Below are 12,842 nucleotides of genomic sequence, written 5' to 3'. Positions count from 1 at the left end.
TTTGTTTGCCTAAACCAGGCGTTTGCGCTGATTGGAAGGTGGGATAAACAAGGATTCGCGATACTTAGCGATCGTGCGTCTCGCCACCATAATACCCTGTTCGGCCAGCAAATCCGCGATCTTGCTATCACTTAACGGCTTGGCAGGATTCTCTGCCGTGACCAGCTTCTTGATGAGCGCGCGAATTGCGGTCGATGAGCACTCTCCTCCTCCTTCGGTGTTCACATGGCTGGAGAAAAAAAACTTCAATTCGAAGATACCACGAGGGGTATGCATGTACTTCTGGGTCGTCACCCGGGAGATGGTCGACTCATGCATCTCTACCGCTTCGGCGATGTCATTGAGCACCATCGGCTTCATCGCCTCTTCACCATACTCGAAAAAGCCCTGTTGCTGCTCGACAATACAACTGGCCACTTTCAGCAGGGTGTCATTGCGACTTTCCAGGCTCTTGATGAACCACTTGGCTTCCTGCAAATGGGAGCGGATAAACTGGGTGTCGGTGCTGCTGCGAGCGTTGCGGGCCATGGCGGCATAGGTCTCGTTGACCCGGATGCGGGGGGCGGAGTCGGGATTGAGCTCGACCACCCACTTGCTGCCCTTCTTGACCACGGAGACGTCGGGGATCACGTACTGGGAGTCGCTCTGGATGATGCCGTTGCCGGGACGCGGCTCCAGCAGCAGGATCAGATCCAGCACCTCCTTGAGGTCGCTTTCTTTGAGTTTTGTCTTGCGGGCGAGGGTACGGTAATCCCGGTTGCCGAGCAGTTCCATGTGCTCAAGGATCACCTCTTTGGCCTCGTTGAGCCAGGGGGTCTGCGGGTCATACTGATCCAGCTGGATCAGCAAACACTCCTGCACAGAACGGGCAGCAATACCGACCGGATCGAAGTGCTGCACCCGCTTGAGTACCGCCTCGACCTCATCGAGTTCCACCTCTACGTCATCGCTGGTGACGGCAGCCTGGATATCCTCCAGCGCAACGGTCAGATAACCGGATTCGTCGATGGCATCGATGATGGCGAGCGCGATGGCGGCATCCACATCGCTGAAAGGTGTGAGCCGCATCTGCCACAGCAGATAATCCTGCAGGTTTTCGGTAGTTTCACCCTGATAGACGCTATCTTCCCCATCGTGGATGGGGCCCGCGCTCTGGGCGGTGCCGGCAGAGTAAACCTCGTCCCAAGTGGTATCCACCGGTAACTCGTCCGGCATCTGCTCCTGAGCCATGGCATCGCTGGAATCCAGCTGGCTGGCATCGACCGGCGCTTCCGGACTGGTCTCTTGCGCCTCGCTCTCTTCCTGCTCCAGCAGAGGGTTGTTTTCGAGCGCTTGCTGAATTTCCTGCTGAAGTTCCAGAGTGGAGAGCTGGAGCAGACGAATCGCTTGTTGTAATTGCGGCGTCATGGTCAGGGACTGACCGAGACGCAACTGTAATGTCGGCTTCATCTACGTCGGGATATCCTTATGTTCAGCGAGGCACTCGTCAAAGGAAATGAAGGCATGCCCCCTTACTATAGACTGAATTGATCGCCCAAATAGACGCGCTTGACCTGCTCATCGGCAAGGATGTCAGCCGGTGCACCTTCGGCAATCATCTTGCCGTGGCTGACGATATAGGCCTTCTCACATACGTCCAGAGTCTCTCTGACGTTGTGGTCGGTAATCAAGACGCCAAGGCCTCTATCTTTCAGATGCTGAATGATCTTCTTGATGTCTATCACAGAAATCGGGTCAACCCCTGCAAAGGGTTCATCCAGCAGAATAAAACGCGGCTCAGCCGCCAGCGCACGGGCGATCTCGACCCGACGGCGCTCACCGCCGGAGAGGCTCTGACCCAGGTTGTCGCGAATGTGGGTGATATTGAACTCTTCCAGCAGTTGCTGAACCTTGTCCTCGCGCTCCTCACGGCTCAACCCCTTGCGGGTCTGCATCACCCCCATCAGGTTGTCGAACACCGACAGGCGACGGAAGATGGAGGCCTCCTGCGGCAGGTAACCGATGCCGTTACGCGCCCGCACATGCATGGGCTGCAAGCTGATGTCCTGATCGTCGATGGTGATGAGACCGGCATCGCGCTGCACCAGCCCCACGATCATGTAGAAGGAGGTGGTCTTGCCCGCCCCGTTGGGGCCGAGCAGGCCGACAATCTGGCCGGTGCCCACTTCAAGACTGACGTCACTCACCACCATGCGTCGCTTGTAGCTCTTCTGCAGGCCCACTGCTTTTAACACTGCCATGGCTTATTTTCCCTGCTTCTTCTGGTCGGCGGGCTTGTCGAAATTCTCTACCTGATCAGGCAGGAACACGGTTTTGACCCGCTGGCTCGGGCTCTTGCTCTCGGCAATCATCTTCTGTTTGACGATGTCGTAGCGGATCAGATCGCCATTGACCTGGCTATCTTCCTGCTTGAGCTGACCGTTGCCGGTGATGGTCACCAGCCGGTTCTTCAGCTCGTAGCGGATAGTGTTGCCGTGGGCATTGACCGGCTTGCCGTTATCCAGGATCTGGAAGAAGGTGGCGGGTTTGCCGTAGGCAGTCATCACCTCCGCCCCTTTCTCGCCGGAGCGGGTCACTACCACCTTGTCAGCCTTGATCCGGATGGTGCCCTGATTGATGGTCACATCCTCTTCGAAGGTGATGCGGTTGTCCTGCATCTCGGCCACCTGTTTGACGGCATCGACGTAGACCTTCTCGGCAAAGTCGGACTCTTTGGCGGTCACCGCACCACACAACAACAGGGCTGCGAGGGCCAGATTAGCGTTTTTCATTGAAATAGATGGCATGGCCTTGATCCAGTAACTCAAAATATTTGCGGTCCAGATGGCCCTTGAGGCCAACCCCTTGGGTCTGGAAATCCCGACCCAGAATGTTCACTTCCCGGTTGCTGCGCACATCCTGCGTCACCAGATCCAGCTCCAGATAGGGGGTATCTAGTGTGGAGATGAAAGAGGTAGGTAGCAGACCATACAGATGCACCTTGTCCCGCAGGATGACGTTGTCGCCGGTGTTGAGCACGCCGGTTTCGGCGGTCACCTTCCACTCGGCAGCCCCCTGATCGTCATACATGTAGACCACCGGCTTGTCGAAGGTGGCCTGCTCGAGGATTTGATAATACTCGGCGTAGGTCGACTCCAACCGCTCGGTGCGCTTGCCGTTGATATCAAAACGGGTGGTCACCAGATCTTTGGCGACAAAATCCGGCTGATAGTTTTCGATTTTGACGGCGCTCTCAGGCACCAGCTCAACCTTGCCCAACTGCCAGGCAACCAGTGCGACCAGAAACAGCAGGGCAAACAACAGGGTCTGTCTGCTCATACCGAGGCCTCGGGCTGATAATCGTCGTGGCCCTGCGCCTGCAAAATGAGGTCACACACCTCGCGCACCGCGCCCATGCCACCGCCAAGCCGGGTCACCATATCGGCACGACTCAGCACCAGCGGATGGGCATCGGCCACCGCGATACCCAGGCCGCAAGCGGCCATCACCGGCAGATCGATGGTGTCATCGCCCATATAGGCGGCCTGTTCAGCAGTCAGCCCCAGCTTGGCCAGCAGCGCTTCGAAGTGAGGCAGCTTTTTATCAGCCCCCTGCACCACATGAGCCACCCCCAGGCTTTTCATCCGATCGCTAACGATACGGGAGTTGCGCCCGGTGATGATGGCGATCTCGATCCCGGCATTGAGCAGTGCTCGCATGCCCGCACCATCGCGGGTGCAGAAGGTTTTCAGCTCTTCGCCGTTGTTTCCCATGTAGATGAGGCCGTTGGAGAGCACCCCGTCCACATCGCACACCAGCAGGCGGATTTGCGCCGCCTTCTCAAACTGGCTGCGCGTCACCGGACCATAGAGGGTCGGTACGTTTTGCATCAAATTACTCCGGCTTTCAGCAGGTCGTGCATATTGAAGGCGCCGAGCGGGCGTTTCTCTTCATCCACGACCAGTAATCCGTTGATTTTTCTCGTTTCCATCAGCTTGACGGCTTCCGCAGCCATCATCTCTGGACCTACGGTAACACAGTTGGCCGTCATCACACGGCTGATGGGGGTGTGATGGATATCGATCTGCTGGTCAAGAATGCGGCGCAGGTCGCCATCGGTAAAGAGCCCGGCCAGCAGGCCATTGCCATCGACCACAGCCGTCATACCGAGCCCCTTGCGGCTCACTTCCAGCAGCGCCTGGCTGATGGTGGCATCTATCCCCACCCGGGGCAACAGATCGCCACTGTGCATCAAGTCGCCAACCCGCAGCAACAGACGCTTGCCGAGCGACCCGCCCGGGTGAGAGAGGGCGAAGTCATCGGCGGTAAAACCGCGCGCTTCCAGCAGGGCGACCGCCAGGGCATCGCCCATGACTAAGGTTGCCGTGGTGCTGGAAGTGGGTGCCAGACCCAGCGGGCAGGCCTCTTTCTCCACCTTGATGCACAGATGCACGTTGGCCTCTTTGGCCATGGTGGAGGCGGGATTGCCAGTCATGCAGATGAGCGGAATGCCGCGGCGCTTGAGTACCGGCAGCAGGGCCAGGATTTCGTCACTCTCGCCGGAGTTGGAGATGGCGATGATAAGGTCGCCGCTGGAGATCATCCCCAGATCGCCGTGACTCGCTTCTCCCGGATGAAGGAAGAAGGCCGGTGTGCCGGTGCTGGCGAGGGTGGCGGCGATCTTGCTGCCGATATGGCCCGATTTGCCCATGCCGGTGACCACTATCTTGCCACCGCAGCGCAGCACCATTTCGCACGCCTTGTCGAAGGCGTCGTTCAGATACTGATAGAGTCCATCAATGGCTTGCTTTTCTGTGTCCAGCACCGCGCGGGCACTACGACGAAAATCGAACAGTTCAGACACTTTCTCAGGCTTTACAGACATAAAGACACAGCTCCGGGCCGAAATTAGCTGCGGGATTATAAAAAAGTCTGCCCGGATAAGCGAATCGGATGGCAAGTCCCGCTCTCGATGACGCACTTTGTTACAGAAAACTGTCGTGCAAATGGGCTTGCAGCCTGTTCAATAGTTGTTCCTTGCTGTTGCTTAGACCTAGACTACCCCATAAAATTCGCACCTCATTTACACCGGATGGACAATTGTTTGAACAATGACCTGATCACCATCTCCGATCTGACCTTCAGTCACGGAGATCGGCTGTTGTACGACGGGATCAACCTGACCATTCCTCGTGGCAAGGTAACCGCCGTCATGGGCCCGAGCGGCATCGGTAAAACCACCCTGCTGCGGCTGATCGGTGGCCAGCTCAAGCCGGAGTCCGGTCACATTCTGTTTGACGGGGAAGATATCCCCACCCTCTCCCGTTCGCGCCTCTATGAAGTGCGCAAACAGATGAGCATGCTGTTCCAGAGCGGCGCCCTGTTTACCGGCATGACGGTCTACGACAACGTGGCCTTCCCGCTACGGGAACACTCCGGCCTGCCGGAGGAGCTGATCCACACCATCGTCATGATGAAGCTGCAGGCAGTGGGCTTGCGCGGCGCAGCGAAACTGATGCCCTCCGAGCTCTCCGGCGGCATGGCGCGCCGGGCGGCGCTGGCACGGGCAATTGCGCTGGATCCCGACCTCATCATGTATGACGAACCGTTCGTCGGGCAGGACCCCATCACCATGGCGGTGCTGGTCAAACTGATCAAGGAGCTGAACGATGCCCTAGGTATCACCTCCGTCATCGTCACCCACGACGTGAAAGAGGTGCTGAGCATCGCCGATTACGCCTACATCATCGCCAATCGCAAGGTGGTGGCGCACGGTACGCCGGATCAGCTGCGCGAGGAGCACAATCCCGAAGTCGAGCAGTTCCTCAAAGGATTGCCCGATGGTCCTGTTCCGTTTCATTTTCCGGCAGGCGATCTGCTACAGGATCTCTGATGTTGATAAGTCAAATAAGCAAGCTGGGGCGGGTCGGAGTGCGGTTTATCAGCTCCGTCGGTCGCGCCACCATCATGTTGTTCCATGCGCTGGCGGGCAAACCCGAGCCGCGCAAGCACTTCCCGCTGCTTGTCCAGCAGCTCTATGTGGTGGGTGTGCAGTCGGTGGCCATCATACTGGTCTCCGGCCTGTTCATCGGCATGGTGCTCTCGCTGCAGGGTTACAACGTATTGAAGGATTTCGGCGCCGAGCAGAGCCTGGGACCGCTGGTCTCCCTCTCCCTGCTGCGGGAGCTGGGTCCTGTGGTCACGGCACTGCTGTTTGCCGGCCGAGCCGGTTCGGCCCTGACCGCTGAAATTGGCCTGATGAAGGCCACCGAGCAGCTTTCAAGCCTCGAGATGATGGCGGTCGACCCGCTGCGCCGGGTGGTTGCCCCCCGCTTCTGGGCTGGCGTCATCAGCATGCCGCTGCTGGCCTTTATGTTCAGCCTGATCGGCATCTTCGGCGGCAAGCTGGTCGGCGTGGACTGGCTCGGCGTGGACGAAGGGGGCTTCTGGTCTGCCATGCAGGCCTCCGTCGACTGGCATGAAGACATCATGCAGGGCGCCATCAAGAGCCTGATTTTCGCCCTGGTAGTCACCTGGATTGCGCTCTTTAACGGCTATGATGCCAAGCCGACCTCGGCCGGGATCAGTCAGGCCACGACCCGTACCGTGGTCCACTCATCCCTCGCCGTGCTCGGCCTGGATTTTATACTCACTGCAGTCATGTTTGGATAAGGTAAAGATGAAGTTCAGCAAAGTAGAATTCCTGGTCGGCACCTTCATGCTGGCTGGCATCGGTGCCATTCTGGCACTGGCCCTGCAAGTGGCCGGTTTGAGCTTCAAACCGGAAGGAGAAACCTATACCCTGCGCGCGCATTTCGATAATATCGGCGGCCTGAAAGTCCGTTCGCCGATCAAGGTCGGTGGCGTGGTGGTTGGTCGGGTCAGCGACATCGTACTGGACCCGAAAACCCAGGTGCCCGAAGTGACCCTGATGATGCAAAAGAGCGCTGGCGAGTTTGCCGATACCAGTTCCCTCTCCATCCTCACCTCCGGTCTGCTCGGCGAGCAGTACATCGGTCTGGCCCCCGGCTTCAGCGATGAGGAGATGGGCACCGAGATGCTCAAGGATGGCGACCTGATTGAAGACACTAAATCCGCCATCGTGCTGGAAGATCTGATTGGCAAGTTCCTCTACAGCCAATCCTCCGACAGCAAATCAGACAGCAAGAAGGAGTAACCATGTTCAAGAAAATCGCCCTGCTGCTGGGCCTGATGACCAGCATGCTCTTTTCCCTGTCTGCCCAGGCCGCAGTCGATGCCACCGACCCCAACGCGCTGGTGGATCAGGCTGCCAAGCAGACCTTTGCCCGCCTGAAAGCCGATCAAGCACAGGTGAAAAGCAATCCGGATCACCTGCGGGTGATCATCCGCGAAGAGCTGCTGCCCTATGTGGACAACCGCTTCGCCGCCTACAAGGTGCTTGGCAACCAGATTAAAGAGACCACCGAAGCGCAGCGCAATGCCTTCGTCGAGGTGTTCACCGAGTACATGGTGAGCTCCTACGCCGATGCGCTGGCCCATTTTGACAAGCAGACCGTCAAGGTCGAGCCGGGCAAAGCTCCCAGCGGTAACATCACCGCCGTCAACGTCAGCGTGAAAGAGGCCGGCAAGCCGGACATCTTCCTCGAGTTCAAGCTGCGCAAGAACAACAAGACCGGCGAATGGAAAGCCTTCGACATGGTGGCAGAGGGGATCAGCCTGCTCTCCGCCAAACAGAGCGAGCTCGGCGGTTTGATCCGCCAGAACGGCATCGATGCGGTGATCGCCCAGTTGCGCGAACACAACGCCAAGCCGCTGGTACTCAAACCATGACCCTCAGCGGTGAGCTGCAGGCGCCACAGGTCAATGACCTGTGGCAACGCCGCGCCGAATGGTGGCAGGACGACCAGCTCGAGCTCGGCGGCGTCACCACTCTCGACTCCGCCGGACTGGCCCTGCTGGTCAAATGGGCCAAAGCCGTATTAGCGCGAGGCGCCACACCGCAACTGGTGGGCGCCTCCAGTGATTTCTATACCCTGGCCAACCTCTACGGGGTGGCCGGGCTGTTTCAGTCAACCCCGCTCACAACTGAGGACGCATAATGCAAGTCTCTGAAATTGAAGCGATACTCCTTGAGGCTCTGCCATTGTCCGAAGTCCATGTCAAAGGGGACGGTAGTCACTACCAAGTGATCGCCGTCGGTGACATGTTTGACGGCATGAGCCGGGTCAAGAAGCAGCAGGCCATCTATGCCCCGCTGATGGACAAGATCGCCAGCAACGCCATTCACGCCCTCTCCATCAAGGCGTTCACCGACGCCGAGTGGAAACGCGAACGTAAATTCCTATTGCCCTCCTGATTTGGTAACGAAGTAAAAATGGACAAATTCAAAATCGATGGTCGTTGTACTCTCAACGGCGAAGTGACCATCTCCGGCGCCAAAAACGCCGCGCTGCCGATCCTGTTCGCGACCCTGCTCTGTGATGAAGAGGTACACCTCTCCAACGTGCCGCGCCTGAAAGATGTGGGCACCACCATCAAGCTGCTGGAGATGCTGGGCGCCACCACCAAGGTCAACGGCAACGTCACCGTGCTGACAGGTGCGGTGAACAACCATGTCGCCCCCTACGAGCTGGTGAAAACCATGCGCGCCTCCATTCTGGCGCTGGGCCCGCTGGCTGCCCGTTTCGGCGCCGCTGATGTCTCCCTGCCAGGCGGTTGCGCCATCGGTGCCCGTCCGGTCAACCTGCACGTCCACGGCCTGGAGCTGATGGGTGCCAAGATCACCATCGAAGATGGTTACATCAAGGCCCGTGTCGATGGCCGCCTGAAAGGCGCTCACATCCTGATGGATATGGTCTCCGTGACTGGTACCGAAAACCTGATGATGGCTGCGACCCTGGCTGATGGCCGCACCGTGATCGAAAACGCCGCGCGCGAGCCGGAAGTGGTCGATCTGGCCAACTTCCTCAATACTCTGGGCGCCAAGATCCAGGGCGCGGGCACCGATACCCTGACCATCGACGGTGTCGAGCGTCTGCACGGCGGCAACTACAGCGTGCAGCCTGACCGCATCGAAACCGGGACCTTCCTGGTGGGCGCAGCGGTCACTGGCGGCAAGATCACCTGCCGCAAGACCGACCCGACCCTGCTGGAAGCGGTACTGGTCAAGCTGGAAGAGGCTGGCGCCCTGATTGAGAAGGGTCAAGACTGGATCACCCTCGACATGACTGGCCGCACCCTCAAGCCGGTCACCATCAAGACTGCCCCCTACCCGGCCTTCCCGACCGACATGCAGGCACAGTTCACCGTGCTGAACGCCGTCGCCAAAGGCACCGGCATGGTCACCGAGACCATCTTCGAGAACCGCTTCATGCACGTTCCCGAGCTGGTACGGATGGGCGCAGACATCGAACTGCAGGGCAACGTAGCCATCTGCCGTGACACCGAGCAACTCAAGGGTGCTCAGGTGATGGCGACCGATCTGCGCGCCTCCGCCAGTCTGGTACTGGCCGGCTTCGTGGCCGAAGGCTCCACCATCGTCGACCGTATCTATCACATCGACCGTGGCTACGAAGACATCGAGCAGAAGCTGCAGGGTCTGGGTGGCCGCATCGAACGCATCAAGGGCTGATAGCCCCCTGATCGCTGGCCGATAAAAAGGCCCCCTCGCGTTGGCGAGGGGGCCTTTTTCATGGTTTCGGTTCTGTTGAAACCGGGATCAGTGGCCCGCCAGCTTCATATTCTCTACCAGCACCGAGCCGGTCTTGAGACTGGAGCGCTCATCCTCGTCACGACCCACCGCCACGATATGGCTGAACATCTCGGCCAGATTGCCGGCGATGGTGATCTCTTCGACCGGATAGGCTATTTCGCCATTCTCGACCCAGAAACCGGCAGCGCCGCGGGAGTAGTCTCCATTGACGATATTGACCCCCTGCCCCATCAGCTCGGTCACCAGCAGACCGGTGCCCATCTCTTTAAGCATGCCCTGAAAATCCTGGCCAGTATTGGAGACCTGCCAGTTGTGGATGCCACCGGCATGACCCGTAGTAGTCAGCCCCAGCTTGCGAGCGGAGTAGGAAGTCAGCAGCCAGCTCATCAGCTCGCCGTTACGGATGATATCCATGTCGCGGGTACGCACCCCTTCGCCATCGAACGGGGTACTGGCAAGCCCGCCCAGCAGGTGGGGGAACTCCTGAATGGTGAGCCACTCTGGCAGGATCTGCTTGCCCAATTTGTCGAGCAGGAAGCTCGACTTGCGATAGAGGTTGCCACCGCTGATGGCCATCACCAGATGGCCCCACAGACCGGAGGCTGTGTCCGGGTGGAACAGCACAGGCGCGTGACGGGTAGAGATCTTGCGGGCGCCGAGGCGGGAGACGGTACGCTCAACGGCTTCGTCGGCAATGCGCTGCGGACTCCAGAGCCCGTCGAGGGTACGGCTGGAGGAGTAGCCGTAATCCCGCTGCATATCGCCATCCTGCTCGCCGATCAGCACGCAGCTCAGGGAGTTGCGCGACGCCGCGTAGCCTTTGACGAAGCCATGGCTGTTGCCGTAGACCTTGATGCCAAGATGGCTGGAGAAACCGGCACCGTCGGAGTGTTTGATGCGGGCATCGCGGCCCAGAGCGAATCGCTCGCACTCGATGGCCAGTTCGATCCCGCGCTGGGGATCCAGTTCGATTTGGTGGCACAGTTGCAGATCAGGGGCATCCCAGGCCAGCAGCTCGGCGTCCGCCAGACCGGCGCAATCATCGGCCGAGGTATGGCGAGCAATCTCGATGGCCGCTTCAACGGCGGCACGAATGGCGGGTTTGCTCAGATCGGTGGTCGAGGAGGATCCCTTGCAACCATCGCGATAGACGGCGATACCGAGGGCGCCATCCTTATTGAATTCAATGCTTTCCAGTTCACAACCCCGGGTGTTCACCGACAACCCGGTCTGCTTGCTGATGGAGACTTCGGCCAGCGAGGCGCCCAGTCCTTTGGCTATCTCCAGGGCTTCGGCAACCACGGCCTCGAGATGGGCTTGATCCTGGCGGATTTGGTCTTGCTGATCCATAACTCACATCTGTATGAAAGAAGGAAAGGGGGGTAAGCATATCAGACCCCTGCGCCCAGCGGGAGAAGCTGGTAACATATCCGCCAAACGTGAATGACAGGAATCAAGAGACCGATGAGTCAATATCAAGACGACAACGAGTTCGAAGACTGGGGCCCCAGCAAGAGCCAGCTCAAGCGCGATGCCGAAGCATTGCAGAAAATGGGGGAAGAGATCGTCTCCCTCAGCCACAGCGAGCTGGAAAAAATCCCGTTGGATGAAGAGCTTGCAGAAGCTGTCGAGCTGGGTCGCAAACTCAAGCCGAAGAAGGATGAGTCCTTCCGTCGCCATCTGCAGTTCATCGGCCGCCTGATGCGCAGCCGCGATATCGAGCCGATTGCCGAAGCGCTCTCCATCATCAAGAACCGTCACTCCACCGTGAATGCACGCCTGCATCGCCTGGAGCAGTGGCGCGAGCGCCTGATCACCGAAGGTGACAGCGCCCTCAATGAGCTGATGTCCCAGTTCCACGAGCTGGATCGCCAGAAGCTGCGCCAGCTGATCCGCTCCGCCAACAAGGAGCGGGAGCTGAACAAGCCGCCGGTCGCCTACCGCGAGATGTATCAGTATCTGCGCGGCGAGATCGAAGACCTGCTGTGATCCCCGAAACACGCCTCCCCTCGGGGAGGCGTGCTTCTATTGATGCCTTTTCCTCTCCCCATACCCCGCCATCCCTGCACGTTTAATATATCCACCATTTTGCTACCCCAGCCATAACGGCCCATCTCAACAACCCCGTTAAATCGCCGCTTCAGAGCAGTTCAAGACAAATCCGTTAACAACTTGGTATCATTTTGTTTGACATATTGAACGGCCTTGGCAGACTGAAGAGAGGATCCATGCCGTCGCTGCCCAGACTGACCAACGATTCTGCCACCAGGCCCGACGCGGGATCCCATGACCATGCCTTGAGGCATGCCCTTGCCCTGTCGGTTTGCAAGGGCCTGCCCAAGGCGCAGGATGAGACTTCAACGCCAAGGATAATCAAGGTGCCCTATGCCAAATCCCCAGCCTCCCGCCACCCGTAAACCTGTCGTGCTGATGACCATGGGCGCCCAGCCCCGCAACGGCCACGCCTATCAGGTGATGACCCACAAATACATCATGCCGCTGGTGGAGATAAGCGACTGCGTCCCGCTGCTGGTTCCCACCTGCTGCGGCACCGCCGATCTGGAGCAGTATCTGGATCTGGCTGACGGCATCTATCTGAGCGGCGCCGGCTCCAATATCGATCCAGCCCTTTACGGCCAGGAGAACCTCACGCCGGAAAAACAGCAAGACAGGGATCGCGACCTGTTCGATCTGCCCCTCATCAAGGGGGCGCTCGCCCGTGGCTTGCCGATCCTCGGGATCTGCCGCGGCATGCAGGAGATCAACGTAGCGCTGGGGGGAGACATCCATCAGAAGGTCTACAGCGAGCCGGGTTATGACGATCACCGGGAGGATGCCGACGATCCGGTCGACGAGCAGTATGGGCCGAGCCATCAGATCAAACTGCTGCCAGGCAGCTGGTTTGCCAAGCTGATGGGGGAAGAACAGATTCAGGTCAACTCCCTGCATGGACAGGGTATCAACCGGTTGGGGAAGGGTCTGGAGCCGTTGGCCCACGCCGAAGATGGGCTGATCGAGGCGCTTCATGCTCCCGCACTGTCACCCTTTTTGCTGGCAGTGCAGTGGCATCCGGAGTGGAAGGCCAATGAAAACCCCCACTCCATCAAGATCTTTCAAGCCTTTGGCGATGCCTGCCGCCAACGCAGTGCATTGATGGCGGCTAGTTAAT

General features: G+C 58.8%; 16 protein-coding genes. 9 read left to right on the top strand and 7 right to left on the bottom strand.

All coding sequences use genetic code 11. From position 1 onward, the window contains the following. Positions 1-9: 9 nt before the first annotated feature. The 6 genes from AB5Y82_RS06865 to AB5Y82_RS06840 all read right to left on the bottom strand — a co-directional run bounded on the left by AB5Y82_RS06865 (position 10) and on the right by AB5Y82_RS06840 (position 4,864). The gene (locus tag AB5Y82_RS06865) at positions 10-1,449 is read right to left on the bottom strand and encodes an RNA polymerase factor sigma-54 (protein WP_111899810.1); all 1,440 of its coding nucleotides are present in this window, start codon (positions 1,447-1,449) and stop codon (positions 10-12) included. 65 nt (positions 1,450-1,514) lie between these two features. Continuing rightward, on the bottom strand, positions 1,515-2,240 hold the full coding sequence (lptB, locus tag AB5Y82_RS06860) for an LPS export ABC transporter ATP-binding protein (RefSeq protein WP_005336333.1): 726 nt from the start codon (positions 2,238-2,240) through the stop codon (positions 1,515-1,517). A gap of 3 nt (positions 2,241-2,243) precedes the next feature. Continuing rightward, positions 2,244-2,771 (bottom strand): lipopolysaccharide transport periplasmic protein LptA, encoded by a 528-nt coding sequence (gene lptA, locus AB5Y82_RS06855; protein WP_040068817.1) that lies wholly within the window; start codon positions 2,769-2,771, stop codon positions 2,244-2,246. Continuing rightward, positions 2,758-3,318: an LPS export ABC transporter periplasmic protein LptC gene (gene lptC / locus AB5Y82_RS06850; protein ID WP_111899809.1), complete on the bottom strand. Its 561-nt coding sequence runs from the start codon at positions 3,316-3,318 to the stop codon at positions 2,758-2,760. The genes lptA and lptC overlap by 14 nt, the downstream gene beginning before the upstream one ends. After that, positions 3,315-3,869 (bottom strand): 3-deoxy-manno-octulosonate-8-phosphatase KdsC, encoded by a 555-nt coding sequence (kdsC, locus tag AB5Y82_RS06845; protein ID WP_101530526.1) that lies wholly within the window; start codon positions 3,867-3,869, stop codon positions 3,315-3,317. The genes lptC and kdsC overlap by 4 nt, the downstream gene beginning before the upstream one ends. Continuing rightward, positions 3,869-4,864 carry a KpsF/GutQ family sugar-phosphate isomerase gene (locus AB5Y82_RS06840; protein WP_005336342.1) on the bottom strand — a complete coding sequence of 332 codons (996 nt, stop codon included), beginning with the start codon at positions 4,862-4,864 and terminating at the stop codon, positions 3,869-3,871. Before AB5Y82_RS06840 ends, kdsC begins: the two co-directional genes overlap by 1 nt. A 207-nt stretch (positions 4,865-5,071) precedes the next feature. Here AB5Y82_RS06840 and mlaF point away from each other — a divergent pair, with 207 nt between their 5' ends. Genes mlaF through murA form a run of 7 tightly spaced genes read left to right on the top strand, consistent with a single transcriptional unit; the run spans position 5,072 to position 9,592 of the window. Then, entirely contained in the window at positions 5,072-5,872 is an 801-nt protein-coding gene (gene mlaF / locus AB5Y82_RS06835; protein ID WP_111899808.1) for a phospholipid ABC transporter ATP-binding protein MlaF, read from the top strand. Beyond that, positions 5,872-6,651, top strand: coding sequence for a lipid asymmetry maintenance ABC transporter permease subunit MlaE (gene mlaE, locus AB5Y82_RS06830; RefSeq protein WP_005336345.1), 780 nt, complete (start codon positions 5,872-5,874; stop codon positions 6,649-6,651). The genes mlaF and mlaE overlap by 1 nt, the downstream gene beginning before the upstream one ends. A 7-nt stretch (positions 6,652-6,658) precedes the next feature. Next, positions 6,659-7,156, top strand: coding sequence for an outer membrane lipid asymmetry maintenance protein MlaD (gene mlaD / locus AB5Y82_RS06825; protein ID WP_111899807.1), 498 nt, complete (start codon positions 6,659-6,661; stop codon positions 7,154-7,156). A gap of 2 nt (positions 7,157-7,158) precedes the next feature. Next, positions 7,159-7,791: a phospholipid-binding protein MlaC gene (locus AB5Y82_RS06820; protein WP_005336350.1), complete on the top strand. Its 633-nt coding sequence runs from the start codon at positions 7,159-7,161 to the stop codon at positions 7,789-7,791. Continuing rightward, complete coding sequence (locus tag AB5Y82_RS06815; RefSeq protein WP_005336352.1) at positions 7,788-8,060, top strand: lipid asymmetry maintenance protein MlaB; 273 nt, start codon at positions 7,788-7,790, stop codon at positions 8,058-8,060. The genes AB5Y82_RS06820 and AB5Y82_RS06815 overlap by 4 nt, the downstream gene beginning before the upstream one ends. Further along, the gene (gene ibaG / locus AB5Y82_RS06810) at positions 8,060-8,317 is read left to right on the top strand and encodes a BolA family iron metabolism protein IbaG (RefSeq protein WP_005306001.1); all 258 of its coding nucleotides are present in this window, start codon (positions 8,060-8,062) and stop codon (positions 8,315-8,317) included. Before AB5Y82_RS06815 ends, ibaG begins: the two co-directional genes overlap by 1 nt. Positions 8,318-8,335: 18 nt before the next feature. Further along, positions 8,336-9,592 carry a UDP-N-acetylglucosamine 1-carboxyvinyltransferase gene (gene murA, locus AB5Y82_RS06805; RefSeq protein WP_111899806.1) on the top strand — a complete coding sequence of 419 codons (1,257 nt, stop codon included), beginning with the start codon at positions 8,336-8,338 and terminating at the stop codon, positions 9,590-9,592. 87 nt (positions 9,593-9,679) lie between these two features. Here the strand turns inward: murA and pmbA are convergent, their stop codons facing one another. Then, on the bottom strand, positions 9,680-11,023 hold the full coding sequence (gene pmbA, locus AB5Y82_RS06800; protein WP_005356675.1) for a metalloprotease PmbA: 1,344 nt from the start codon (positions 11,021-11,023) through the stop codon (positions 9,680-9,682). 114 nt (positions 11,024-11,137) lie between these two features. Here pmbA and yjgA point away from each other — a divergent pair, with 114 nt between their 5' ends. Both yjgA and AB5Y82_RS06790 read left to right on the top strand, forming a co-directional pair. Further along, on the top strand, positions 11,138-11,662 hold the full coding sequence (gene yjgA, locus AB5Y82_RS06795) for a ribosome biogenesis factor YjgA (RefSeq protein WP_005336359.1): 525 nt from the start codon (positions 11,138-11,140) through the stop codon (positions 11,660-11,662). 396 nt (positions 11,663-12,058) lie between these two features. Continuing rightward, positions 12,059-12,841, top strand: a complete 783-nt coding sequence (locus AB5Y82_RS06790; protein ID WP_005356679.1) for a gamma-glutamyl-gamma-aminobutyrate hydrolase family protein — start codon at positions 12,059-12,061, stop codon at positions 12,839-12,841. The last annotated feature ends 1 nt before the right edge of the window (position 12,842 follow it).

It is taken from the genome of Aeromonas sp. s13 (assembly GCF_040907905.1).
Taxonomy (GTDB): Bacteria; Pseudomonadota; Gammaproteobacteria; order Enterobacterales; family Aeromonadaceae; genus Aeromonas; species Aeromonas veronii.
This window is presented reverse-complemented; position numbering and strand designations above follow the sequence as displayed.